The sequence below is a fragment of the Aquimarina sp. U1-2 genome, from assembly GCF_017897595.1.
Lineage (GTDB): Bacteria > Bacteroidota > Bacteroidia > Flavobacteriales > Flavobacteriaceae > Aquimarina.
Map to the genome: position 1 here is coordinate 162,467 of NZ_JAGKIK010000008.1, position 25,202 is coordinate 187,668.

Annotated in this window: 21 protein-coding genes; 8 read left to right on the top strand and 13 right to left on the bottom strand. The window is 33.8% G+C overall.

Annotated elements, in window-relative coordinates; all coding sequences use genetic code 11:
* Window positions 1-624 precede the first annotated feature (624 nt).
* Entirely contained in the window at window positions 625-1,074 is a 450-nt protein-coding gene (locus tag J8281_RS12060; protein ID WP_210197885.1) for a PA2169 family four-helix-bundle protein, read from the top strand.
* Window positions 1,075-1,330: 256 nt separating this feature from the next.
* Here the strand turns inward: J8281_RS12060 and J8281_RS12065 are convergent, their stop codons facing one another.
* Window positions 1,331-1,729: a hypothetical protein gene (locus tag J8281_RS12065; RefSeq protein WP_210197886.1), complete on the bottom strand. Its 399-nt coding sequence runs from the start codon at window positions 1,727-1,729 to the stop codon at window positions 1,331-1,333.
* 32 nt (window positions 1,730-1,761) lie between these two features.
* On the bottom strand, window positions 1,762-1,998 hold the full coding sequence (locus tag J8281_RS12070) for a hypothetical protein (RefSeq protein WP_210197887.1): 237 nt from the start codon (window positions 1,996-1,998) through the stop codon (window positions 1,762-1,764).
* Between the two features lie 338 nt (window positions 1,999-2,336).
* Between J8281_RS12070 and J8281_RS12075 the strand changes: the two genes are divergently transcribed.
* From J8281_RS12075 to J8281_RS12090, 4 genes are read left to right on the top strand one after another with little or no spacing between them, the layout of a single operon-like run.
* Window positions 2,337-3,764 (top strand): glycosyltransferase family 2 protein, encoded by a 1,428-nt coding sequence (locus tag J8281_RS12075; protein ID WP_210197888.1) that lies wholly within the window; start codon window positions 2,337-2,339, stop codon window positions 3,762-3,764.
* Window positions 3,761-4,822: a glycosyltransferase gene (locus tag J8281_RS12080; RefSeq protein ID WP_210197889.1), complete on the top strand. Its 1,062-nt coding sequence runs from the start codon at window positions 3,761-3,763 to the stop codon at window positions 4,820-4,822. Before J8281_RS12075 ends, J8281_RS12080 begins: the two co-directional genes overlap by 4 nt.
* The gene (locus J8281_RS12085) at window positions 4,819-5,874 is read left to right on the top strand and encodes a hypothetical protein (protein ID WP_210197890.1); all 1,056 of its coding nucleotides are present in this window, start codon (window positions 4,819-4,821) and stop codon (window positions 5,872-5,874) included. Before J8281_RS12080 ends, J8281_RS12085 begins: the two co-directional genes overlap by 4 nt.
* Complete coding sequence (locus tag J8281_RS12090; protein ID WP_210197891.1) at window positions 5,837-6,694, top strand: glycosyltransferase family 2 protein; 858 nt, start codon at window positions 5,837-5,839, stop codon at window positions 6,692-6,694. Before J8281_RS12085 ends, J8281_RS12090 begins: the two co-directional genes overlap by 38 nt.
* Before the next feature lie 77 nt (window positions 6,695-6,771).
* On the opposite strand, the gene J8281_RS12095 is transcribed toward J8281_RS12090, so the two are convergent.
* From J8281_RS12095 to J8281_RS12130, 8 genes are all read right to left on the bottom strand, one after another.
* The gene (locus J8281_RS12095) at window positions 6,772-7,794 is read right to left on the bottom strand and encodes an AraC family transcriptional regulator (protein WP_210197892.1); all 1,023 of its coding nucleotides are present in this window, start codon (window positions 7,792-7,794) and stop codon (window positions 6,772-6,774) included.
* Between the two features lie 666 nt (window positions 7,795-8,460).
* The gene (locus tag J8281_RS12100; RefSeq protein ID WP_210197893.1) at window positions 8,461-10,209 is read right to left on the bottom strand and encodes an FAD/NAD(P)-binding protein; all 1,749 of its coding nucleotides are present in this window, start codon (window positions 10,207-10,209) and stop codon (window positions 8,461-8,463) included.
* A gap of 207 nt (window positions 10,210-10,416) precedes the next feature.
* A complete protein-coding gene (locus tag J8281_RS12105; protein ID WP_210197894.1) occupies window positions 10,417-11,760 on the bottom strand; it encodes a hypothetical protein in 1,344 nt (447 codons plus the stop codon).
* Between the two features lie 16 nt (window positions 11,761-11,776).
* Complete coding sequence (locus J8281_RS12110; protein ID WP_210197895.1) at window positions 11,777-12,679, bottom strand: DUF4625 domain-containing protein; 903 nt, start codon at window positions 12,677-12,679, stop codon at window positions 11,777-11,779.
* Window positions 12,680-12,755: 76 nt separating this feature from the next.
* Window positions 12,756-15,155: a TonB-dependent receptor domain-containing protein gene (locus tag J8281_RS12115; protein ID WP_210197896.1), complete on the bottom strand. Its 2,400-nt coding sequence runs from the start codon at window positions 15,153-15,155 to the stop codon at window positions 12,756-12,758.
* A gap of 324 nt (window positions 15,156-15,479) precedes the next feature.
* Window positions 15,480-15,836 (bottom strand): hypothetical protein, encoded by a 357-nt coding sequence (locus tag J8281_RS12120; RefSeq protein WP_210197897.1) that lies wholly within the window; start codon window positions 15,834-15,836, stop codon window positions 15,480-15,482.
* 156 nt (window positions 15,837-15,992) lie between these two features.
* Window positions 15,993-16,721 (bottom strand): phosphatase PAP2 family protein, encoded by a 729-nt coding sequence (locus J8281_RS12125; RefSeq protein WP_210197898.1) that lies wholly within the window; start codon window positions 16,719-16,721, stop codon window positions 15,993-15,995.
* Window positions 16,722-17,545: 824 nt separating this feature from the next.
* Complete coding sequence (locus tag J8281_RS12130; protein WP_210197899.1) at window positions 17,546-18,280, bottom strand: heavy-metal-associated domain-containing protein; 735 nt, start codon at window positions 18,278-18,280, stop codon at window positions 17,546-17,548.
* A 361-nt stretch (window positions 18,281-18,641) separates the two neighbouring features.
* Here J8281_RS12130 and J8281_RS12135 point away from each other — a divergent pair, with 361 nt between their 5' ends.
* Complete coding sequence (locus J8281_RS12135) at window positions 18,642-20,846, top strand: ATP-binding protein (protein ID WP_210197900.1); 2,205 nt, start codon at window positions 18,642-18,644, stop codon at window positions 20,844-20,846.
* Window positions 20,843-21,238 (top strand): response regulator, encoded by a 396-nt coding sequence (locus J8281_RS12140; protein ID WP_210197901.1) that lies wholly within the window; start codon window positions 20,843-20,845, stop codon window positions 21,236-21,238. Before J8281_RS12135 ends, J8281_RS12140 begins: the two co-directional genes overlap by 4 nt.
* A gap of 14 nt (window positions 21,239-21,252) precedes the next feature.
* Here J8281_RS12140 and J8281_RS12145 read toward each other — a convergent pair whose 3' ends face one another.
* The 3 genes from J8281_RS12145 to J8281_RS12155 all read right to left on the bottom strand — a co-directional run bounded on the left by J8281_RS12145 (window position 21,253) and on the right by J8281_RS12155 (window position 24,275).
* On the bottom strand, window positions 21,253-22,362 hold the full coding sequence (locus J8281_RS12145) for a DEAD/DEAH box helicase (RefSeq protein ID WP_210197902.1): 1,110 nt from the start codon (window positions 22,360-22,362) through the stop codon (window positions 21,253-21,255).
* A 449-nt stretch (window positions 22,363-22,811) separates the two neighbouring features.
* Entirely contained in the window at window positions 22,812-23,204 is a 393-nt protein-coding gene (locus J8281_RS12150) for a hypothetical protein (protein WP_210197903.1), read from the bottom strand.
* A 180-nt stretch (window positions 23,205-23,384) separates the two neighbouring features.
* Window positions 23,385-24,275: a DUF72 domain-containing protein gene (locus J8281_RS12155; RefSeq protein ID WP_210197941.1), complete on the bottom strand. Its 891-nt coding sequence runs from the start codon at window positions 24,273-24,275 to the stop codon at window positions 23,385-23,387.
* An 86-nt stretch (window positions 24,276-24,361) separates the two neighbouring features.
* Between J8281_RS12155 and J8281_RS12160 the strand changes: the two genes are divergently transcribed.
* On the top strand, window positions 24,362-25,111 hold the full coding sequence (locus J8281_RS12160) for an outer membrane lipoprotein-sorting protein (protein WP_210197904.1): 750 nt from the start codon (window positions 24,362-24,364) through the stop codon (window positions 25,109-25,111).
* Window positions 25,112-25,202 lie beyond the last annotated feature (91 nt).

Here is a 25,202-nt window from a genome sequence, read left to right on the forward strand (position 1 = left end):
TTTGTTACGAGGCAATAGTGTTATAAATTTCACGAAAAGTGTTATCGAACACAAATAGATTAATTTAACTTCACCCCTGTATTAGCTTAAATTTATCACGTTAAATTATACCCAATAAGTTATATACCAAATTTCTAATTGTATAGATAATTTGCTTCAACGCCCCCAGCGGGCGTTTTTGACTACTATAAGCATGCACAAATTAGGTAACTATCCTTATAAAACATTGAAACCAGTTTTATAAATTACTTGCTAATAGTGTAAGAGGTCAATTAAAAATAGTAACTGTGCTTTATCCAGAATTACAATACTTTATACTATAAATATCTGTAATCAATCATATCGCAATGTCTCCTCGAGCGCAGTCGAGAGGTTAATAAATCCAACGAGCTTAAAACCAGGTCTCGACTGCGATCGACCCGACATTAAAGTTAATTTTATGATGTATAGCGGATACTCGATTTCTATACCTGCGATTTCTTAAATTTTCCTTATTTCTGTTAATCTATTATTAAACTGGTACATCACCTATTAAATGAGCAAATCCTGTGTTCAAAAGAACTAAACTGTACCATATCTCAATAGTATCTTTAACTCATATTATTAACAAAAAAATTATACGACATGAATGATGTAAAAGAAGAAATTTTAGATGAATTGAAAGAAATTCTTGAAAAGAATATTGATGCGGAAAAAGGATACAAAAAAGCTTCAGAAAATACAGATCACGATAACCTAAAGCGTTATTTTGATAGAAAAGCTACTGAGAGATCTCGATTTAACACAGAATTAAAAACCGAAATGGCTAATGCGTATGACGATTTTGATGTTGATGGAAGCTTTACAGGATCTATGCATAGAGCATGGATGGATGTAAAAGCCTTGTTTAGTGCAGATGATGCCGAATCTATGTTAGAAGAATCAATTAAAGGAGACAAAGCTGCTGTTGAAGAGTATGATGACGTTCTTAAAGAAAATACAATTCCTGAAAACTTAAGAGCTTTGCTTTCTCGCCAAAGAGAAACTATTCAAAACGATATCAACGAAAACAATAGCTTAGAGAACTTACATTAATCCTTACTCTAAATTACCCTAGAAGAAAGCCATCAATTTTTACAAGTTGATGGCTTTTATTATGAATTCGTCTTGTGATTAATTTTAACCCGGATTATGCATTATAAAATCTATTACGGCTTGAAATACCTTCAAAAACAAACGCTGCGCTGTATTTTTCAATTTCACCATAGCGGTGCTATGCTAAAATCGAGAAAACACTTGTTTTTGAAGGTATTTCAACCCTCGTTACGAAATTCTAATACATAATTCGGGTTTAATTGTTCAATAACGACTTTGGTATATCAATATGTAAATGTATACAGCATATTTTGGTCAATTTGATTACTATTTTACAGATTGACGACGGAACGACATACTGCGTAATGATACGGTTGAGATCTTGTATAATTTCAGTAATAGCATCAGAAATATTACGTTCTGGCCTCGTGATTGTTTTTGAAGAATTTAGTACAGGTAAGCACACAGTTTCAATATCTTTGTCTGGCGCATAAACATAATTTCGTAATTTCTGTACTATAGTTTCCCCATAATACATGAGCTTCAACTTAAGCAACTTAAATTTAGATGAAAAACCGTGGGTATCTATTGCCTTACCTATAGTATATAATTTACACGATTGATCGTACAACCTATCAAAAATTTGAGCATTCATTAGCCTTCAACATCATTTGATTCGTTTCGCCACTATTTTATAGAGCGTAGTTCCCAATTCAAAATTTCCATACATACATCGTTCTGACTTCGATTCGTTTTCTTTGCGATCGACGTTGTCATCAAGTTAGGATCAGAAAGCTGAAGTAAAGACGCGTCATTTTGTAAAATTTCATATGTATTAATAAAGTCATTTTTGATCAAACTCCATTTTTTTGGAATTCTAGACATATAAAGAGGTGGTGTTTTTTTACTTATAATCTTTTTCATATGTAAGGCTTTTAAGAACTATTTAATATGTATAAAATTAGTACATAAAAATAAAATGCCTGAGAACGGAAAACGTGTTTTATTGATAAAAATGTTGTTCTAATTAGTAAAAATTAAATATTTACTATTTTTTTAACTTAAAACAGGTTAAACATTAAAAATATTATAAAAAAATGTTCTCATATATGATGTGCTATTTTGACTTTATCATGATATTCTAACACTATTGCGTTTTTATATAACAGTATTGATTCTAGAATTTAATCGGTGTAATTTGAGACTTTTTAGAGTACAAGTTTTTTGTATTGGATCTCTACATTCGGGGAAAATTACGCACTATGTTCATTTTAAGTATCGAAAAAATAAGCCCTGCTTTTATTGATTTTATCCCCATTCTAGTAAGTTTTTTTTTAATTCTTAATTCCTTGACCATTCTTATCATGGGTATCAGTCGCTTATTTTTTATTAAAGCTATTGATTTGAAATTTCCGAAGATCGATTGTACTAATGAACCTCTTATTAGCATTCATCTCCCAACGTGTAATGAACCGCCAGAGCTTGTTATAAAAACGATCAAAAGCATCTTGGCAGGTAGGTATGAAAATTTCGAATTGATAGTCTTATCCAACAATACCACTAATAAAAACGTTTGGAAACCCCTAAAAGACTTTTGCGTATCACAGGGACGACACGTTAAATTTTATCACTATAGCAAAGTGTATGGTTATAAAGCGGGGGCTCTTAATATCGCTTTACAGCTTACCTCTTCAAAAGCTGAATATATAATGGTTGTAGATGCCGACTATGAATTAATACCAGACGCATTAAACATTGCAGTAAAAGGGATACAGAGTAAAAAAGTAGATGTCTTACAATTTCCACAATCCTATCGAAATTCTGGCGATAAAACGCGTGGTCTAAAAACGTGTTATGATCACTATTTCTCATACTATTTATCGAGTAAAAAAGTAGACAAAATGTGCTTATTAACAGGTACGTTATCAATTATGAAGGCGTCTGTATTCGAAGTGATGGGAAAATGGCCTACTGATACGATCACTGAAGATGCACACTTTGGTGTAAACATCCTGAATGAGGGCATGAAAATCTCATATTCTAATGTAAAAATAGGGAACGGATTGATGCCAACGACCGTAGATGATTATTTTAAACAGTATCAACGCTGGGTTTTTGGTAATTTCCAGACCTATATACTTTTGTTTCGTAAAGGGAAATTACCTTTTAAAGAAAAACTAAAGCTAGGTACGCTATTAACCGTTTGGCTCAACCTTCTTGCTTATACATTTATAGTATTACTTATTGTTAATCCGTTACTGGCCATATTAGGTGTAGATATCACACTAATTTCTACATTGGCTATCTCAAATATTCTACTTCATATCACAATTCAGCTTGCTATTTTATTGAAATCCTGTAAGTACAATGTATGGTCTTGTATAAAAGGGTTTCTTATTCATCTTAGCTCGGTAGATATCGGTTCATTTTATTGGCTATCCTATGTGTTCAATAGGCAAAAACCATTTAAAAGAACCAATAAATTTTTAAAACGATCCACCTTCGATGTTACAATATATTTACTCCCCACCTATATGTCTTTAATTGCTACAATACTGTATTATTATGAGTATACAGGATTAGCTTGTATGTACATATTTTTTGCTACCCTTATCATGATCTCCAAACTTACACTAATAACAGAATTAAAACAGTCTTATAACTATATTTTGAAACCACAATTATTATGAATATCGGTATTATTGCACACGACGCTCATCCAATCGCAGAGCCTTTTCAAGGAGGATTAGAAATGATAACACATTTATTGGTTAAAGAACTTACAGCAAGAAATCACCATGTCACCGTTCTATGTCTTAAAGAATCTAACATTGATGCCAAAAGTATAAATTATCAATGTGTAGGAGTTGAAACAGATGATAACACTCCCGGAGACCAAATATTTGATAATATTCGTAACGTTACACGATCCTTAACTGAATTTCTTTCAAAAGATTTCGACATTATCCATAATCATTCTTTGCATTACTTGTCTATCATCCTAGGTAATCAATCACGCGTACCTTTTATCACAACTTTTCATACACCCATCTTTAAAAACTTATCGTTAGGTTTACAAAGTATTCTACCCAGTGTGAATCAATGCTTTACCGCTGTGAGTAAGAGTTTGGCCAATACCTATAAAGAATTACTTCCAGAGGTGGATACCATTTATAACGGAATCGATGTAGATAAGTGGCAATATCAATTAAAATCTCACGAGGACTATTATGTCTGGTCGGGTCGAATTTGTCCTGAAAAAGGAGTAACCGAAGCCATTACACATTGTATAGAAGCAAATTTAAAACTGAAAATTGCCGGTCCGGTAGGTGACACCACATATTTTACAAAAAAAGTACTACCACTTATCGAAACCAACGAAAACTTTGAATACCTGGGTCATCTATGTCAAACAGAATTAAATGTTGTGGTTAAAAATGCAAAGGCCGCTATATTTTCAAGTACATGGAACGAGCCTTATGGTTTGGTAATTGCCGAGGCTCTGGCCTGTGGGGTACCCGTTATTGCCAATGCAGTTGGTGCAGCTTCCGAAATTTTGGACACCACATGCGGAAGCTTATTTCAGCTTAATGATCAAAAATCTTTTGAAAGTGCTGTCGATAGCTGTGCAAATTTAAAACGTAAGCATTGCAGAATACGAGCAGTTGATTTTTGTTCGCACTATACCATGGTAGATCATTATGAAAAGTTATATATGTATGTACTCAATAAAACATTGGTCGCATGATAGCTTACTACGCACATTATCACGGAAACGGACACTCTAATTTCGCGAATCAATTTGTAAAAAGCTTGAAAACGCATTCTTACGTAATTACTTCATCTCATTTTAGCTTTTCAAAAGAAATTGATGTTTTGAAAATCGAAAATGAAGATACATTACCAGACGAGTATTATACCTCAAAACATAATCTACCTGCATACGCACATTACTTGCCCAAATCTTTACCTAAAATTGCATACAGAAACAAAAGAATTCTAGATAGTATCATCACCATGAATACAAAACTGGCTTTGATTGATGTAAGTGTCGAAGTAGCAGCCTTATTTAGGTTATCGGCTATACCTTATGGGTATTGCAGAATGATTGGCAATAGAACAGATCAACCGCATACTATTGCCTACAAAGCGGCAGAATTTTTATTTGCCTACTATCCCAAACAATTAGAATGTAGCAATACCCCAAAATGGATCGTAGATAAAACTATCTATCTTGGTTTTACTTCTAGATATAAGTATCGGCATGCTAAACATCGATCATGGAAGGATCTTCCTAAACGACTTAAAGTACTTATAATTACCGGTCACGGCGGAACGTCAATACACCAGGAAATGATACAAAAAATTGCTGAAAGCTCTGCAAGAATTAAAGTTACAGTAATCGGACCGATACAAGGCATAGCATCTACCGAAACGATTCAATACCTGGGAGTACAACGCAATATCGAACATTATCTAACCTCTTGCGATGTGGTTATCGCCTCTTGCGGAATGAACTTGACATCAGAAATTCTGGCGATTAAAAACAAGTTTATTGCTGTTCCTGAAGATAGACCATTTGATGAGCAGAAAATTTTATGTCGTAATCTAGTTAGAGAAAAACTCGCAATTCGATTAAACCCTAACGATATCCCCGGCACTATAGCGGCACTACTTAACCTAAACAGCAACAAAAATCTCAAAAATTTATTTGGAAAGTCAGAAAGTCTTTCTAAACATCACATTATTAGATCATATATTAATGAAAAACAAACTGTCGGTCATTATCATCCATTATAATAGAGAAAAACATTTAGAAAATCTTTTAAAAGGTATCACGCAAGGAACTTGCATACCCGAAGAAATCGTCATTGTTGATATTACAGAAAGTAGACGATACATACAAATCAATTCGCTAGTCATTACATATGTACATCTGGATACATTCGATACTCAACAATTACCAATCGCCAGAGCCAGAAACCTGGGAGCACAAAATGCATCGTACGAAAACCTCGTCTTCCTTGATGTTGACTGTATTCCTTGCGAACATTTTATTCAGCATATAAAAGAAACACTTCCCCTACAACGCGCTCTGTATATGGGCTATCCCAAATACCTGAAAAAAAACTGCGAAGTAATAGAGAAATCATTACAAGAACATAGTATATCGCATCCTTTACGTCCAAAAGTTTCAACTATAGAAAAATGTAAGGATTATGGGATGTTTTGGAGTTTGTGCTTTTTCATAACTACATCATTATTTTTTGAGCTAGGTGGATTTGATGAAGCATACCAAGGATATGGTGCCGAAGATACCGATTTTGCCTTTACCGCTAGACAATGGAATATTCCGTTTTATCTTACTCCTTTTATAGTATATCACCAACAACATAGCTTTTTTAGACCTCCTTTTAATCATTTATACGCTATTGTAGCCAATTCCAATCATTTTAATTCTAAATGGAAATGTTGGCCCATGACCAATCACCTACAAGAGTTTAACCGTCGAAACTTTATTGAATGGAAAGAAAGCAATACGGATACTATAAAGATTAAAAAAACACCGTCTCGTGAGTTGATAGCAGATTGCTTTGTCGAAGATCAACCTTTTGCTTAGATCTCGCACCAAAACTTAGGATTAGCAGCTACTCATTTTGATGTATAAAGCTCTGGCAATACTGTTGTAAAACGATTTTATCTATTCTCTGAATGCAAATCTCTGTATTCTGAAGGAGAAATACCATATTGATTACGAAAAATCTTAGATACATATGAAATACTTGAAATACCTACCTTATAGCTGATTTCTGATATATTGAGATCTGTATTGAGTAATAGATTCGTAATAATCTCTAATCTTACATGAGTAACATAGGCGTTTACCGACTGGTCGTATAATTCTTGAAATCCTTTTTGCAGTTTATTCTCGTTGATCCCTACGATTTTCGCTAAATCTTTAATATTAAATTTAGAGCTAATATTTTTTCGTATGTATTTGGCGGCATTTTCAATAGCCTGTAAATCTTTAGAACGAAATAACTTCATTTTATCTTCGGGTAACACATCATCTTCAAATTGTATGATTTGTTCGAATAACACTTCATTAGCACAAGATTCATAAAATAACCTTCTCAAAAGGTCTTCTTTTTGATGATGAACTAATTCATAAAAAATTTTATACGATTTATAGCTATAATAGCCTTGATGAAAAAAAGTACTTACCCCTCGAATATCCTGAAAAAGTTTGATAATATCTTTATTAAACCCCTTTAAGTAGCATTCTATATATTTGATGTATTTGATTCGATTAATTTCGAGACTATTGAGTTGAATTCTTTCATTAGCCGAAAATTTGAGCACATGGCCATTTTGATGACTACTTGCTACAATAGCATTATCAAAAACTTGTAATTGGTGGTCGATATTTTCATTAGAGAATTGATGTATGAAGGTACCCCCGGCACAACATAGAAATTTTAGTGGATGCACCCTATCTAGCACAAAGTCGATTTGCGTATCTTCTTTAAACTTACAGTCATATGCGATAATACCCAGACCATTACCAAAATCCATCCCTTTGATAAATCCTTCGCCATACTTTTCAGGTATGTCTAATACAATATAATCACAGTCTAAAAAATAGGATACCTCCATATTTCTTGCCAAATCAGCTATCACTTTTGGAATAGGCAAAGAACTTACCAAAAATCTATTCATAAAATTCTATTTTGCGTATAACACAAACAATTTTTTCAGTTAGAATGCTGTTCTCAACATCATGATTTTGATTTGATACTTATAAAGCGGTTAACGCCCTATCATCGAGAAAACAGTATAAGAAATGTATAACCTTTACGAATACATCATTAGCTTGATAACATTATTAATGAACTGATTTAAATTTTAAATAATTGCCTTAACCCGGACAAAAATATAGTGTTCTTACAACAAAATACTAAAGCAGTATTACAAATACTTTTGCAGGGCTACAAAACGCTTGCGCAGCGTTACAAAACGATTGGGTAATGTTACAAAACACTTGCGTAGTGTTACAAAACGCTTGGGTAATATTACAAAATGCTTGAGTAACGTTACAAAATGCTTGGGTAGTACTACAAAACGCTTAGGCAGTATTACAAAATGCTTGATAACAAAAATGAATATACGTTAAGACTCATAATCTATGCGTCACCCTGAACTTGTTTCAGGGTCTCAATCCATAAGGTATTGACTACCTATGTCTTTATGAGATGCTGAAACAAGTCCAGTGTGACAGGAGATGACATTATTTTAATTACGGACAATTAATAACAAAACATTCCGTTTGATAAGATGTACTTTTCGTTTTACATTTTACATTTTACATGTAACCTTTGACTCTTGTTACTTATGATCAAACATTCTAGACGAGCACGCTCTCGCCCATTGTTCAATTCTTTGACCAAAGCATTCTAAAATCGCGTCGACCCCAATAACACTACCTTTGCAGTTTCTCCCCAACATACAAATTGTACTTTTATGACTATTATTAACATACTTGATAACTCCATCTTCATAGGTCTCTACTCCTAAATCATTAGTTACCGGTTGCAATAGATCATCATGAAGCAAATTTTTGATAAGTTCAGAATTTATATTTTTGAGTTTGGGTGCGTCTAATACACTATCAATAAGCACATCTGCCGTTATATTTTCTTCCTTTTTATTTTGTAACTGCCATCCCGATTTTTGTGCCGCTATGGTAGGGTCTTTGGTAAAGTGCAGATTTATTATATTCTGATCTGCCAAGGCAATTATTTGTAAAATGGACGTTACTGGGGGACCGTATGAATAGCGTTTGGTACGCTCATCAAGTTGGATAATCTCTTCTATCACTTCGTTGTCTAATGCCGAATGCGATAAGATTTTATATAATGAAGGTTGTAAATGACGCCACACCTGACCAATCGTGTAATCCAGAGATGCCGGTAGGTGCCCAAAAGCCATTTGTGATATTATTTTCATGTACTCGTTTATGGGTTGAGTGGTATCTAATATAAGCGGATGCTTAAAAGTCATATCCTGCAACCAGGCTATTACAACTTTTTGAAGCTGTCGTTGATCCAGATCATGAGCTTGGAAACCTTTAGGAGATTTAAAAAAATTAGTAGAAACAATTTTGGCTACCAATTCTATAAGAAACAAAGATGAATTAATCCTTTCGGGATCCTTTATACAGGAAGTTACCTCATTTTCGAAATTCTTGATAACTTTGGTACCAGGATCAAACTTGGCATCGACCAAGGCACCTAAAGGTTTGGGAACAGGTGGTAACCCATCTAATGAAAAAGGAATTATACTTTTTTTACTTTTTGTTTTGGGAATAAAAGTGAGAAAAATAGAGTCTTCGTTTTTGTTAAAAACACCATCTTCTTCGGTAATAAAAAGTCGTATAAGATCTATCGCCGCCAAACCAAAACCTCGAATGGCTAATTTGGTGCAATTGCCTAACCTGGATTTCAATTCAAGATCATAAGGATTAAGTTCTAGCCGAAGTTGATTTTCTTCCGCTTTTTGCTTCCATTTTATAATTTGCGCAGAGGGCTGTGTGGATTGATGACCTATAGTTAACAGGCATTCGTCTACCTCGTATTTTTGCGCTAATTTATCGATGATGATAATTTGAGTATCTTTTTGAATCAGTTGAATAACTTCGGTATAAAATATACAAGCGAAACCGTAGGCTTCAAGAACCTTAACTATAGAAATACACCTTTGATACAAATAGCTCCCCATGACAGAACGATAGTAGAACTTGTATCGATCTTCATCTTGATCTGTACCAGAATCTTTTTGTTTTTTCCACTCATTAAAACCAGGAAAAGCCGGTATTACAAATTCGTCATGTTGTAACTCTTCTCTACCCGGTAAAGTTTTAAGTGATTCATGATCGATATTGAGCCAATTTGCATCGGGCTGTTCTAGATGCCATACTTGTCCGGCACCGAGATATTCAGATTTTTCAAATATTAGAATTTTAAACGATGCTGAAGAAGAATATTCTATAGCATGCTTAACAAATAATTCGAGCGCAGCAAGACCACGAGGTCCGCAGCCTACGATACCCAAAATAGTGGTCTTATTTCTTTGCATATGCCTTTAATCTATACGTGTTTAAATGTAAATATCTAAATATTCTATGATGCACACTTCCTCATTAGCAATAAATGAGTGTCGCTTAGCAATTTTATATACATTTCGCTATGTTCTTAAAAACACTCATCCTAACCTTTTATTCTTAAACATCTAAGATAATAGGGTTAGGATGAGTTTAGTAATTGGTATGAAATGAACTAATTATTAATGATTATGATCCGGATTAGGTTCACCTACTGTAGAAAAACCATTTTTAGCAATACTTTGCACTGGACTTTCAAGTTTAATAGTATGTACGTGTTTTAAATCGGTTATCGAAAGTACTTTAATATCTGTTCGATTGGGTGCTAGTACATACAAATACTTATCAGAGCAAACCAATACAGGACTTTCTTGCTCTTGTTGTTTTAATTTTGTAATTTCTGAATTTGCATACTTAGCACTAGTTATCGGAGAATCTGGAATATTGGCCATCTCCACAATACGCTCAGCAATCAGGTTACTAGTATTTGCATCATATACCCTAATCCTGTTATCATTAGTATGTATTAAATAATATTCTCCATGAAAACTGAACATATTATTCTTCACATCTTCTCCTTCGTATAATAGGGACATGCTTTTTTGTTCAGGATCTATGGTATAAATACCAAGATTATTTGCTCTACCATAAAATAGCTTGCTATTTTCGTGGCTTTTTAAATTTGCAATCCAGAAGAATCTTTCAGCACTAAGACCATCAATATTGGGTATTAAATCAATATTATCTTGTTCATCAACGATAATTACACCCTCTGTAGAACCAAAAGCTCCATAACGACCATTATTAGCACTACCATGGATTCCTTTTACTAGAACTCCCTTATTATCATCAATTACAGCGCCGTCACTCGTTACATATTTAACCATTTGTGGTCCCCAGTCATAGTCAGGTAGAGGATTATCACTTTGAAAGGTTACTGCAAATTTTCCATTGTTTAATGCAATCCCTACACCGTGATGTGCTACTGTATTTTCTAGTTGCATGGTTTTTGGGTTATATGCTGATTCCGGTAATCTTAGTCGGTCCTCTTCTACGTAAGTAATAGACCCATCACCGTCATTAAAAATCACTATATTACCATTTACGCTGGTGAAGTGCGTAGGTTCGGCCGCTTGCACAGTCCGATCCAACCAACGCACCTGATTTTGATGGCCATGATCTGTATGATTAACCACCCCGGTATCAAAAAACGTGACTTCGTTCGCGCCAGAGTTTACTACTGTAAGGTACCTTCCTGAATTGGTAGGATAGTAGCGTGCCCCTTGTGGTATACCCGTATCTACAGATCCAATGATTTGTTCTTTAGAGGCTTGCATTACCTCTATTTTACTATCTCGAATTAACGAAAGTCTTACCCACTCGTCTTCAAAATCGGCAAAAGTTACGGGTTCTTCTCCACCACCTCCATCTGGGTTAGGTAGATTTGCATCGTCGTCACCATCACAAGCGACAAAAAATAGGATTGCGATTGCGAATCCTGCGAATTTTAAAATTGTTGTTTTCATTGTTTTACATTTAGATTTAGTTAATAGGTAATTTGTTTACTGTTATATTTCCGTTATCGTCTTCAGCCCAAATGACCAGAATATTATCTTGTAGGTTCGCAAAAAAATCATCATTCTTATTGAGTAAACTACTCAAATCGATGGTTTGTGTATTAGGTAATGCATCTCCGCTATTGGGTCTAAATTGATGAGGCCAGTTAGAAGAACCCCAGACCCAATTTTTAACGATAGCGCCTTCTTGTCCAGGGTTATCAAGAACAGGTTGTTCAATATAAATCCATAGAAAGCGAATATCTGAAGATGCTGTATGGGATACGTTTCTAGTGATTTCTCCAGAGATTTCTTTACTAGATATAGCAACATTCGATATTTCAACTTGTGGCGCATACGCTCTATTTATGTAAATAGTAGTATGATACGTGGTATTATCCTGATAACGCGTTTGGTTACCTAATATATCTGTAGCCTGGATTGAAAAATGATAGGGACCTGCTAAAATGAGATCGTTTGCTTCTAGACTCGTATTACGCTCATCGAGATATATGGCGGCTCCGCTTTCAGAACTTCTGGTAAACGTGGTGGGCTGCTCAGAATTTTCAATTTCTATAAGTTCAAAAAAACTAAATAATTTAAACTGAGAATTCTTGGATATTCTTGATTTTCCGTGAGTGTGGCCGTCAAAACCATTGTGCGATTCGAGTTTGATTTCTCGAATACCGCTGTTGTCTTCGATTGTAAATGCTAACGGAATCTCGGTATCCTCATTTGTCGTTGTAAGAAAATGATACGGCAGTATAGTACTTAGGTTATCATTTGCCTTAATTGCAGGTGCTTGCAAATCGGTGTCATTAGCATCATCATCTCCTAAACATGATATAAATAGGAGACTAGAAGCACATAATAAATAATGTAATTTCATGGGTTTCAGAATTTAATTTACGTTCGATTATTAAAAATAGTTGTACTCATATGATTAGCTTTAAAAGGTTAGAAGGTTAAAAGCCTATAGGTATTTGAGCAGAAAACACAAAATTTCTTCCTGGCTCTGGTAAATTAATTAAGCGGTACCTACTAATGTGATTAAAATACCGAGTGTTGAAAATATTAGTAGCGCTTAGCTTACAATGAATTGCATTTGATTGTAATGGGATATGAAAACCAAGTCCCAAATCAACAATAAAACTATCTGGGGTGATACTCTCGTTTCTATCAATTTGATCTTGTTCAAAATTATACCGCCCTGAAATAAATAGGTACTCTTCATCAAGATATTTAGAATTCTTAAAAAACTGATTCCATTCAATACTAGCAAGTACTGACGGTGCTGGGGTCAATGGTAGTGGCAAGCGAGTATCTCTATTTATATTTTGAACAAAATCGATGACTACATCTGTTTTAATATGAAAAGGAAACTGATGACTCGCAGCGAGCTCAAAACCATTAAAAATAGCATCGTTTTGTTGGTATTGCCACATGGTTCCGCCAGAGGCCAAAAACGAAAAATTTCCGGTGGGTGCCAAATAGATATAGTTATCATATATCCCATAAAAAGCCGATAGCTCAAAATATGTATTTTCTGATCGGTGCAGATACGTAGCATCTATTTGATAACCGTTTTCTATAGCTAAATTCTGATCTCCTATTTCATGTCTAAAATTACCGTGATGCACACCATTACTAGAAAGTTCTATTGCCGTTGGAAAGCGAAAACTATTTCCAAAATTTAATTTTAAGTGGTGTTTTTTATTTAATTTATGGGTAATCCCCACTGCACCACTTACATTTTCAAAATTTCTATCAAACTCTGGCGTTCGCTCTATAAACCTACCAGTAGGTCTTAAAGTTTCTCTGTCGTATTCAGGTTGTTCATGTCTTTGAATATCGTGCATTCCGTAATCATATCGTATACCTCCATTCATCGTCCACCGCTCACTAACTCGAAATAATTGATAGTGATAAAATCCTAATTGATAGCTATCAAACTGAGGCAGTAAATATTCAAACCCATCTTTGGTGTTATGCATATACTGCGATTGTGACCCAAAAACAATGGTATGGTTTGCATTCGGGTATATATCATACTTTATATTGGCTGTGTACGTGTCTAGATATAATCCTAGTGCCAGGTTCGACGAGACGAGATCTGCGGCAATTCCATGTGCACCCGGGAAAGACAATTCTTCACGAACATTATGCTGATATCCCAGATTGATCTCCAACTTTTGAGCCTCAAAATCGATACTAGTATTGCTAGTCAACATATGATGTTGATTTTCCTGTCGAGGAAAATCAATATTTCTAAAGTCTCCGTTATGTTCTAAATTATAAGCTCTAGGTAAACCTATGGCTCCAGTAAAAATTCCTGCTTTTTGGGTGAAACTGGTATATTTTAGACTAGTTTTAAAATTTTCATTTTGATATCCCAAAGAAACACCAAGGTGCAATTCGTTCCCGGCTGTATTTTTAAGTCTGTTATTAAAAACTGGTAAATTGAATCCGGCATAGGTAAATTGATTCGTAGGAATCGTGTAGTCACCATAATCCTGATAGGTAACCCGCGTTCCAAAAAACCACTTATTTTGTCTACCTTTCCACTCTAGTGAATTAGAAATCGCTCTGTTATTGGTTTGATACACGCTTTGTAGCGTGAGTAAATTTCCATTTTCGATTAAGGGCTCGTTATTCTTAATATTAATGACTCCGCCCATACCATCTGAACCGAAAAGCAAAGATGCCGGACCTTTTATAATTTCTACATTTTCTATGTCAAAAGGATCAATTTCGAGTCCGTGATCTGCTCCCCATTGTTGTCCTTCTTGCTTAATTCCTCGATTATTAACCAAAATTCGATTGAAGCCCATACCGCGTATCATAGGTTTGGCGATTCCTACACCCAAATTCATAGTATTCAAACCTGGCAATGCCTTCAGAGCTTCAGCAAAAGTGGAAAGGTTACTTTTCGAAATAAAATCTTTATTAATTGTAATGACCGATTGAGAATTGTTAGTTACATTTTCGAACCCCATAGGTTGTAATACCACCACTTCTTCCAAATCATTAATTTTTTTATCGAGAATTATAGTGAGAAGTTCACTTCTATTTCGGCTTACGAGATCAATACGCTTTGTAATAAAAGCCACATGACTCACCTCTAAAAAGGCCGTAATATCATCTTCTTCACTTCGGGAAATAGTGAAAAATCCTGAACTATCTGAGATTATGGATGTTTTTTTAGGATGCAATGTAATTGTCGCAGATGCAACAGGTGTATTGTCTATATCCAGAATATAACCTGAAACGCTCTGAGAATATGTATAACAATTACAACCAAGCGTTACAACCGTAGTTATTACATATAAAAAATTCGATGCAATTGCATGTAATGCATTACCCATGTTTTAAGACGATAAAATCCTATAGTGTATATTGTGTGCTATCAAACAGATAACTTTTTATGCACTAATTTGAATTGTGAAAAAATTATGATGGTAAATGAAGTATATTATCCATGCTATGCGATAGATAGCATTCGTAAACTTATTATTTATTAATATCTTCGAAATCAAGATGAGTGAAGTTTCTCAAATTCAATCAAACATGTAGATCTACATCGTTACTGAAGGTACATCTAATAGTATGACTTAGAAGTTACATAAATATAGTAACTACATAAGTTATCAAAAACACATAGCTATTAAAATGATTTGGAAACTCTGAACCTAAATACTAGGTGGTGGTTTATTGAAAACATAGTCGTAGAGTATAGTTTTCTTGACAAAAAGCTCTAAATCAATAGAGAATTCTGTCAACTCTGTACGACATATCGAGAATACTTTGTTATCCGATGTAGCAAGACTTGGAGATAACGGATTATTTTTTTCACTTTGGTACAGAAATTCACACTGTTCACAATGCTCTGTTTCTTCTCCAAATACGTGAATATATGCATGAAGATTAACTACTCGTAAGCATGAGAAAACGAATAATAGAAAAAAGGCAATATGAAATGTACAAGTACGCTTCATCATAGCAACGAAAATATCAAAATGCAACGTACAACTTTTGTTAATTAACAATACTTTTTGTTTTGGTAGCCTTTATAGCGTATTCACTAAACATATTTAATTAAATCAACTTAAAAACTAATTAGCGATTTATAGCCTATTTGTGATACGATTTCATATAGACGGGAAGAACTCATGAGGTAGTCATAACGTATACCTATACGACTTTTAAGTACGTAGATCTTTTCTAAAAACTTCGATTAAATTAAAGATAAAAATACAGAAGAATACCCAAATAAGCCCTGCGATGTATCCACCTGCTACATCTGAAGGAAAATGCACCCCCAGATAGATTCTACTGATGCCAATACTCAAAATCAGGAATAAAAACATAAGTATCAAAAAAAACTTTAAAAAAATATTCATTTTGAACCTGTATAGCAGATATATTAAAAAACCATAAAAAGCTATAGATGCCATAGCATGACCGCTTGGATAACTCAAAGATTTAACAATCACCAGAGGGTCTATACCAGGTCTGGCTCTATCTATAAATCGTTTCAAAATAACGTTGGATGCAGCTGCAAGAAATAGAACTACTACAATTTGAGCGATGTATTTCCATCGTTTGAAAATAAAAATAGTAAGTAATATACAGACGCCAAGAATAATAAGGTAGCCTTCCTTTTCACCAATAGCTGTCACTGCTTTAAAAAACTGAGTTAAAAAAGGACTTCGGTAAGAAAGTATAAACTCTGTTATTCTCTGATCATAAAGGGTAAGTGTATCCTCGATCACCTCTTCAGTGAGTTCTACAAAAATATTGATTCCTAAAACAACAATGAGTAATGCAACAAATGCTACTATAAAATAAGGTATTTTTTCTTTGCGATTTCCTAATACGGGTAAAAGTAATTTTTGTAATCGATGTATCGCTTTTTCAAGAATTCTGGACAAGAGTAACTCGTTTAATGTGTATTTATATCCGTAAATTTATAAAATAAGCACTATTCAAATAGTAATACACCAAAATACCTTTAAAAAAGATGAATATTAGATTCGATCAAAACGAATGCTAGCGTAAAAAATAATCTACCTTAGTTCGCTCATATTAAAATTATAAAGCTTTTTTTGGGACACACTTAATCCGATTATTTGAATGTACTTATTAGGCTAAAGATTCAAAACTAATTTTGCATGGTTAAGAGTCTTAAAACTCGTTATATATTATGAAAGTAATAGTAAAAAAAGTGTCAATTCGAGTGATTTTTCGTAATAACCTCTCGACTCTACGCGAGATGACATGAAGAAAAATTAGCCTGCCTTCAACCTAATTGCGGGTATTGAGAATAGCTTTAGGATCCAAAATCCTACGTCATCCTGGAGCTTATTGAAGGGCTCGATACACTTCTTCCTTCGGTCGAAGCACTCGAATTGACAGATTTTGAACAAAAAAAACAAAATGCACGATAGGTTCATAAATCAATTACATAACTTTTCACAAAATCTTAAGAAAGTTGTAATGTAACCGCACTATATTTATTAAAGCTCGAAATTATTTTTTTTGAGTTCTGATGATTGTTTAAAAAACCATTCCTTTAGAATATTCCCCAGAGAATGACCATGAGAAATCATCAATAGATAAACGAAATTAATTGTGGCAAGTCGGTTTAGGGTATCCGGAACTTTCAAATCGTGCCTTTGGGGATTTTTTAATATATACAACTTATTTTTATAGTCACTCCCCGCCTCTTTAGCCTAAAAATTGTTTATGCAGGTTTTCACAGGTATATCATCATTAAAATAGCCATAATGATCATGATTGCATTCTCTATAAATGTAGCTTCAGTCATTGGTAACTGTAATGCTGTCCCCAAACATGCACAGCGAATAGATTTTTTATCCAAAAGTGTTTTGGTTACTCCAATTGTAGTTATGCTTAATATGACCAATGTAATTACCAGCGCTACCTTGATTTGAAAACGCATTAAGAACATAATTCCTAAACCTATTTCGATAAAGGGATATATCCAACCGTATACATATACCTGTTTTGCCAAAGGATCATACATTCTAAATGAATCTGGAAATCCATTTAAGTCCAACAGTTTAAAAAAACTGAAAATCACAAAAAACAACCCCATAAAATCAAGCATAAAAGCACTCCAGCTCCAATCTTTGTAATGCAATAAAACACTTGCTGTTGTGATACCAAATATAATAAGCAAAAGTGGTTTTAACTGCTGTAGTTTACTCTTATCATTCGCCTCAGTATGATGTGAAGTTTGATATAACGCCTGCTTATCTACATCTTCTTTCCCTATTATTCTGTATTTTTCTGGCAAGGCGCTTTGCAATTTTTCTATTGAGATGGGTTTAGCCATTGTGATCTCAGCACTCGCATTGTCAAGGTCAACAACAACATGGGTTACATGCGCAAGTGCCCGAAGGTTATCTTTGACAGTAGCTTTGCATCCGTTACATGTCATACCGCTTATCGCATAGGTATGTTTCATCTGTTGATATTTTATTAATTATTTGGTAATAACCTAAGTTCGAATGTTAATCTATTGATTTTCATACATCCTATTTTGTTTCAGTTATTTCATGCGGGGTCAAAAGGTTATTTTCAGGTTCATTAACCAGGTCTCCACTCCGATCGACCAGACAGGCAAAAGTAACTAAACACTATTCAACTAATTGATAATTAAACTCAGATTATTAGGTTGTAAAACTAATACAAATTGTTTTTATTTTCTCGGTTTTATAAAATTCAAAAACACTGCTGTAACAAAAAAACTTATCCAATCTTTCTAAATCATTTCGTAACTTTAAAATATTATACCTCTTATTTCTAAATTGAACCAACCTTTGATTATGCCATTTACTGCTGAACAACTGGAAATTTTAGCTGATAAAACACTTCACTTTCTTCTAATTCTGAAAAAAAGTGGACAAATAATAACCTATAACAACCGTTGTAAAGTTATTATTCCCGAGACCCATGAAGAAAGAACAGTAACGTATATTACAGATTTTATCATCGACAATGATGTAAAAGCTTTTAAGAAAGCTATTACTCTTTTAAGCACTAAAAACTCAATCTTAAGCAAGTCCTTTAGTTTTGCGACTGAAAAACATGGAGTTCTTTCTTTAAAATTTGATCTTACCTACCATAAAGGATTAGTTTATGCAGCAGGAATAGATACAACAGAAGAATATAAAGAACATCGCGCACTCAAAACCATATCGAAACTTACCAAAACCGGCGCGTGGTATTACAATCCTAAAAATAAAGAAATGTTCTGGTCCAAAGGATGCTACCTCATCAAAGACTTAGATCCTGATACCGAAATGACACGCGAATTAGGAGCGAGCTTTTACGCTGAAGAGGACAGGGCGCGAATAGAAAGCTACTTAGATACCTTAATTCAAACAAAAAAACCATATAAGTATACCGAAAAAATTACTACTCACAAAGGCAATGAAAAATGGATAAAAGTAGTGGCACATCCTGTGATTTATAAAAACGAGGTGGTCTACGTTAACGGAACTATTGCCGATGTGACAGCAAGGCATAATTATATCGAACAGTTAAAAGAAAATGAAGAAACAAAACGCCTAGCGTTAAAAGGTATACAATCAGGCCTCTTTGATCATTTAATTCAAAAAAATGAAGTCTTTTACAGTCTAGACTTTCGAAAAATGTTAGGGCTACCTTTGGATCAGGATTATGTGTCTGAAGAGGTTTTTCGCAAGATGATACACCCTGATGATGTAGAAGATGCAGTTAAAAGACACCTAAACAACCTTAAGAAAAAAGGGAATCACTACCACAATTTCTATCGTGTAAGAAATAGAAAAGGCGAGTATCATCACTATGAAGTGTATGGGTTTAGAAGAAAGGATGAACATGGTGATACTGTGAGAATGATTGGTAATCTCATAAACGTTCATCAAAGAAAATTAAACGAAAAAACCATAGCCGAAAACAAAAACAGGCTACAGGCTATGGTAAATAACGGTTTCGCATACACCGTTTTACTTAATCTTCAAGGAGAAATTTTAATGACGGACGAAAAATCACTTAAAATCATAAAAAGAGACTTCAACGTGAATCCTCTAGAAACGAAATCACGTTTTATAGATGTGATGCCTCTTAATTTTAAAAACACCTTTGCGCATGAGTTTAATGAAGCACTAAAAGGTAACATCGTTAAAAAGGAGATAGAGCGTATTACTAAAAAAGGAAATCTTCAATATCTCGAATCAAAATACACCCCGATACTGGGGCAAGATGAGAGTGTTAATTCTGTTCTTATTAGCTTTCATGATATTACCGAACGTAAACTTGCCGAGATTGCTATCAAAGAAGCGCATCTTAAAGAACAAGAACTGAATAGTCTGAAATCTAATATCCTTTCGAACTTTAGTCACGAAATCAGAACTCCTTTAAATGGTATTATGACCGTAAGTAAATTGTTACTCGATGAGAAGAGACCGGAAGAAAGAAAAGAACTATTACTATATCTAGAAGAAAGTAAAGATAGATTGTTAGAAACCATCAATAACCTTTCTAACTTTAGTGAACTCGACATCATTAAAAACAATTTAAATCAAAAAGTGCTTGATACCAATTATACGGTCGAAACTTCGTTTAGGGAATACAAACACCTTGCCGAAGCTAAAAGTCTGAAATATGTACTGGAGCTCGATCCAAAAAGTCCGCAAATTAATATTGACGACGACTTATTTAGAGCTGCACTCAACAATATTATTCATAATGCTATCAAATATACGATAGACGGAAGCATAAAAATCAAAGTGAATTCAGACAAATCAAAAAATATTGTTTATATTTCGGTTATTGATACTGGTATAGGGATCGATAAAGAAAATCTGAAAAAGGTTTTTGATCCCTTTATCCAAGAAAGTATTGGGATTGATAGAAAATATGAAGGAACCGGAATAGGGCTTAGTTTATCAAAACGATACATCGAAATACTTGGCGGAAGAATAAAGGTGAATAGCAACATTGGAAAGGGAACAGATTTTACTATTATAATTCCAGAATACCTATGAATATTCTTTATGTAGAAGATAATAAAATTAATGCAATGGTCATGGATAAGATGCTATCCAAAAACAAGGCCAATGTTATTCTTGCAGAAAACGGTTCACAGGCGCTAAAAGTAGTAAAAGATCAAAGTCTGGACCTAATCTTGGTAGATATTAATTTAGGATTAAACCAAATGGATGGTTGTGAATTACTACAGAGATTTAAAAAATTAGACTTACTTAGAAATATTCCCGTATTTGCTGTAACCGCATATGCAATGCCCGGTGATAAGCAACGTTTTATAAGTATAGGTTTTGATAATTACTTTTCAAAACCTGTTAATTTTGATAAACTCTTAGCGGTTATCTCAAAAATAAGAAGTGATTTAGATCCAAAACACGTGAGTAAAAATTGATAATACAGTAGCGGTTATCGAATTTGATGAAACCGAATTCCCAATTGTTTCTCTAGCTCTTTGATGATTTTTAATTCTGATTTTTGAATTAACACCAAAGATAAGCCTGAACTACCTGCTCTTGCCGTCCTACCGCTTCTATGAGTATAGTATTCTAGTGTATCAGGCAATTGATAATGAACTACAAAACTTAGATTAGCTACATCTACACCTCTTGCAGCCACATCTGTAGACACCAACAATTGTACTGCTTTTTTCCGAAAAGCACGCATTACTTTATCTCTTTCTTTTTGTGTCATTTCACCTTCGAGAAGTCCAACATTATAATTCTTTGCTTTTAATTGTTTTGCCAACGTTCTTGCAGCTACCTTAGTTTTTGTAAAAATTATACCCCTGCTGTTTTTCTTCGTTTTCAAAAAATAAGAAAGCGTATCCAATTTGTTTACTTCGTCTCCAACCACGAATTGATGCTCGATCTTTCTATTTACAGCCTCATTTTTATCGATAGTTATTTTAATTGCATTTTTATCGACATATTTAGATATAATCTCGTCGAGAGAAGAAGGCATTGTCGCCGAAAAAAGCCATACATGTCGTTTTCCTTGCGTTTTGCTCAATATTGTAGTAAGATCTTTTTTAAACCCCATACTTAACATCTCATCGGCCTCATCTAATACCAGAGTTTTAATTTTTGAGATATCGACTACATTTTTTTCTAGTAAATCTATAAGCCTGCCAGGGGTAGCTACGATAATTTGTGTAGGTCTTTTTAACCTAGAAATTTGTATTTCAATTTTTTCCCCGCCGTATACAGATTCGGTAAAGATTGTATCGGTATACTTGGTAAACTTAAAAAGTTGCTTAGCAATTTGCTGTCCTAATTCTCTAGTAGGTGCTAAAATTAGTGCCTGAGTGTAAGGTTTTCGAGCGTCTATTTGAGCCAAAATCGGTATTCCAAATGCAGCAGTTTTACCCGTTCCTGTTTGAGCCTTGCCAATAAAATCAGTTTCTGTAGTTAGCAAAACAGGTATGGATTGCTCTTGTATTTTTGTCGGAACAGTAATTCCTATTTCCTTCAAACTCTTTACAATAGGTTTAGGTACTCCTAATTCTGAAAATGTCATATTCATCGGTTTACACTACAAAAATAGATGAATATATCAGAAAATTTACTCGATAATCAAGATTTAAACCCCTCACAGCTTATCTCGAAACAAAATTAGTATCCGGCAGGATTCTTGATAAGCTTTAGAATCTTTCAGTAAACTATCTTAGGGTAAGCCGTTAAAGTATTCGTAAAAAACTGAATTTTAATGTTAAGGCAAGTCTGAGGATATGTAAACCCTTTAGCGGTAACAATAAATATAAGGAAGCCGTATTGATAAAATGAACTAATGAGAAGCAGCGTCAACGAAATGGGTATTATACCACTTCCACTTTAAAATTACAATCGCTTCACTTTTAAGAATGAAGAAACTAGATAATCTCTTAGTCCTGACTTTTGGTTCTAAAAGTCTTAGAATCTCTTTGCTAGGCCCAAGACAAAGTCTTGTGAAATTCTATTAACAAAAACTTAACAAGAAATACTTAGAAAGTATATAAAAAATTGACGCTTTAAAGTCAACCCTTTTTTATGAAAATGTAACGTATTCATACAAAAACCACCAGAGCAATTAAAATCTGTTCCTTCATCAGAAGATAACACATCAAGTAAGGACAATTGTTGCTCATGACTATTATGGGTTACACGATGAAGACCCATTGATTTTGCACAGGGATAAGATGATTGATGTTGTTCTTTATTGATAGTAATAGTAGTAGAGAGAAATGTATAATTAGTAGTGAGCGCACTTTGATTTTCTTTTGTACCAGAGATGTGTTCTGGCGCAATAGCGAATTGTGCAGTTCCTATAAAAGAACAAAACAAGAAAATCAATAAAATTTGGGAACGTAGAGATGTAATCATAGTAGCAGTATTAAGGAGTCTGATGAAATTGCAAGGCTAAAATCTTACAAAAAATTTGTTTTTTCTTACATTTTATTTGTTAATAACATCGCTAAAGTACAATAATCAACGTTAAAAAACAACACTGCTTTTACATTTAACTGTTAAAGTTTCAGTTATTTACTCTATGAAAATTTATTTCTAGAACAATTTTAAATCATCTGTGGTGTGATTGGGTATTACTAAATCGGTACCTAACTTCTCGTTTAAATTTTGAATAAAATATGATGATAGTAAGGGAGATTCTTTCTCGATATTCTGATGTACAAAAAAATGAATATGGTTAATCCCATTATTTTTCCAGGTACATAGTCGTTGTACCCATTCATCTAACCGGTTATAATCTGTATCATGATTAGCTCCAACATATCGTACAAATGCTTCGGCATTTGTTAAACGCATATGCAATAAATCCCTCCTCCCTGCAGTATCGGTTATGATGTTGGCTATATTATTTTCTTCAAGCAGCGTATAGAGTTCATTAGCGACATTCTCATCATTAAACCAATCGGTATGTCTAAACTCTATTGCCAATCTTATATCCTTTGGCCATTTTTCTATAAATGCGACCACCCTATCCATATATTTAGGACCAAAATTACCATGCAACTGTAAAAAAATTGTACCTAACTTTTCCTTGAGATGTATAACATTAGTTAAGTATTGATCAACATAAGGTTGCACATCATCATTCAATCTCTTTAAATGAGATATATTTTGAACTAATTTTGGAAAGAATTTAAATCCGGAAGGTGTTTTATCGTACCACTTTTTAAATTGATCATCTGGAAATATTCTATAAAACGTAGCATTTAATTCTATACTATTAAACTGTTGCGAGTAATATTCGAGTTCATCTTTGGTACCTCGAGGATAAAATCCTTTTAAATCTTGTTTATTCCATTTGGCGCAACCTACAAATATAGATAGTGTATCGTCCTTTTGTTCCGTTAAGACTCTTTTTGTCTCTTTATGATCTGCGGGTAATGTAAAATCTACTAATTCAGGGTGTTCTACTTTTCCAAATTGCATAAGCGTTAATAAAAGATTATCAAAAGTTGTAACAAAAGTATCATTTGAATGACTAACTTTATGCAAACATCATAAAAATTATAATAATGAACGCTTTAAAATCAATTTTGGTGGCTTTAGTATTGGCTTTATCCACTTCTTTTTATGCTCAAACAGCAGACGAGATTATCAACAATTATTTTGAAAACACCGGGGGAAAAGAAAATTGGGAAAAACTGGACGGAGTGGAAATGATCGGTGTTATGAAAATGCAAAATATGGAAATTCCATTTGAGCAGGTTGCCACAAAAGACGGGAAACAGCTTATTACTATAGAGCTTCAGGGTAGCAAAATGATATGGTCTGCTTTTGACGGTGAAACTTCATGGGAACGAAATCAAATGACTATGGAAGCCGAAAAAAGCGATAATGAAGCTACAGAAAATATGAAAAAACAAGCCAAGGATTTTCCAGATCCATTTCTTAACTATAAAGACAAAGGATATACTGCAGAACTTATTGGTAAAGAAACTATTGATGGAACAGAAACTTTCAAAATAAAATTAACCAAAGATCCTATCATGGTCAATGGAGAATCAAAACCAAACATCTCTCATTATTATTTTGATACCGAAAATTTTGTACCTATCGTTGTAGAAACAGAAATTAATGAAGGCCCTATGAAAGGTCAAAATGTAAAATCAACCATAAGCGATTATCAAGAAGTAAACGGAGTATATTTTCCATTTTCTATAAGTAATCAATTTCAGAGCATGGGTTTCAAGGAAATCAAACTAAATCCGGAAGTTGATACTACACTTTTTGTATTTCCCGAAAAAACCGAGGCTAAAAAATAATACAAATAAACACTACCCAAATAAATATAAAAATAGGCTAAAGATGTGCAGTTGTCATCATCATCTACAAAGCTTCAAAATTCTTACATAG

Excerpts from the sequence above, each read along its gene's own strand:
- J8281_RS12075 (WP_210197888.1), top strand. The coding sequence starts at position 2,337 with ATGTTCATTTTAAGTATCGAAAAAATAAGCCCTGCTTTTATTGATTTT.
- J8281_RS12085 (WP_210197890.1), top strand. The coding sequence starts at position 4,819 with ATGATAGCTTACTACGCACATTATCACGGAAACGGACACTCTAATTTC.
- J8281_RS12080 (WP_210197889.1), top strand. The coding sequence starts at position 3,761 with ATGAATATCGGTATTATTGCACACGACGCTCATCCAATCGCAGAGCCT.
- J8281_RS12115 (WP_210197896.1), bottom strand. The coding sequence starts at position 15,155 with ATGGGTAATGCATTACATGCAATTGCATCGAATTTTTTATATGTAATA.
- J8281_RS12145 (WP_210197902.1), bottom strand. The coding sequence starts at position 22,362 with ATGACATTTTCAGAATTAGGAGTACCTAAACCTATTGTAAAGAGTTTG.
- J8281_RS12110 (WP_210197895.1), bottom strand. The coding sequence starts at position 12,679 with ATGAAATTACATTATTTATTATGTGCTTCTAGTCTCCTATTTATATCA.
- J8281_RS12095 (WP_210197892.1), bottom strand. The coding sequence starts at position 7,794 with ATGAATAGATTTTTGGTAAGTTCTTTGCCTATTCCAAAAGTGATAGCT.
- J8281_RS12100 (WP_210197893.1), bottom strand. The coding sequence starts at position 10,209 with ATGCAAAGAAATAAGACCACTATTTTGGGTATCGTAGGCTGCGGACCT.
- J8281_RS12065 (WP_210197886.1), bottom strand. The coding sequence starts at position 1,729 with ATGAATGCTCAAATTTTTGATAGGTTGTACGATCAATCGTGTAAATTA.
- J8281_RS12130 (WP_210197899.1), bottom strand. The coding sequence starts at position 18,280 with ATGAAACATACCTATGCGATAAGCGGTATGACATGTAACGGATGCAAA.
- J8281_RS12155 (WP_210197941.1), bottom strand. The coding sequence starts at position 24,275 with ATGCAATTTGGAAAAGTAGAACACCCTGAATTAGTAGATTTTACATTA.
- J8281_RS12135 (WP_210197900.1), top strand. The coding sequence starts at position 18,642 with ATGCCATTTACTGCTGAACAACTGGAAATTTTAGCTGATAAAACACTT.
- J8281_RS12070 (WP_210197887.1), bottom strand. The coding sequence starts at position 1,998 with ATGAAAAAGATTATAAGTAAAAAAACACCACCTCTTTATATGTCTAGA.
- J8281_RS12105 (WP_210197894.1), bottom strand. The coding sequence starts at position 11,760 with ATGAAAACAACAATTTTAAAATTCGCAGGATTCGCAATCGCAATCCTA.
- J8281_RS12140 (WP_210197901.1), top strand. The coding sequence starts at position 20,843 with ATGAATATTCTTTATGTAGAAGATAATAAAATTAATGCAATGGTCATG.
- J8281_RS12060 (WP_210197885.1), top strand. The coding sequence starts at position 625 with ATGAATGATGTAAAAGAAGAAATTTTAGATGAATTGAAAGAAATTCTT.
- J8281_RS12090 (WP_210197891.1), top strand. The coding sequence starts at position 5,837 with ATGAAAAACAAACTGTCGGTCATTATCATCCATTATAATAGAGAAAAA.
- J8281_RS12160 (WP_210197904.1), top strand. The coding sequence starts at position 24,362 with ATGAACGCTTTAAAATCAATTTTGGTGGCTTTAGTATTGGCTTTATCC.
- J8281_RS12150 (WP_210197903.1), bottom strand. The coding sequence starts at position 23,204 with ATGATTACATCTCTACGTTCCCAAATTTTATTGATTTTCTTGTTTTGT.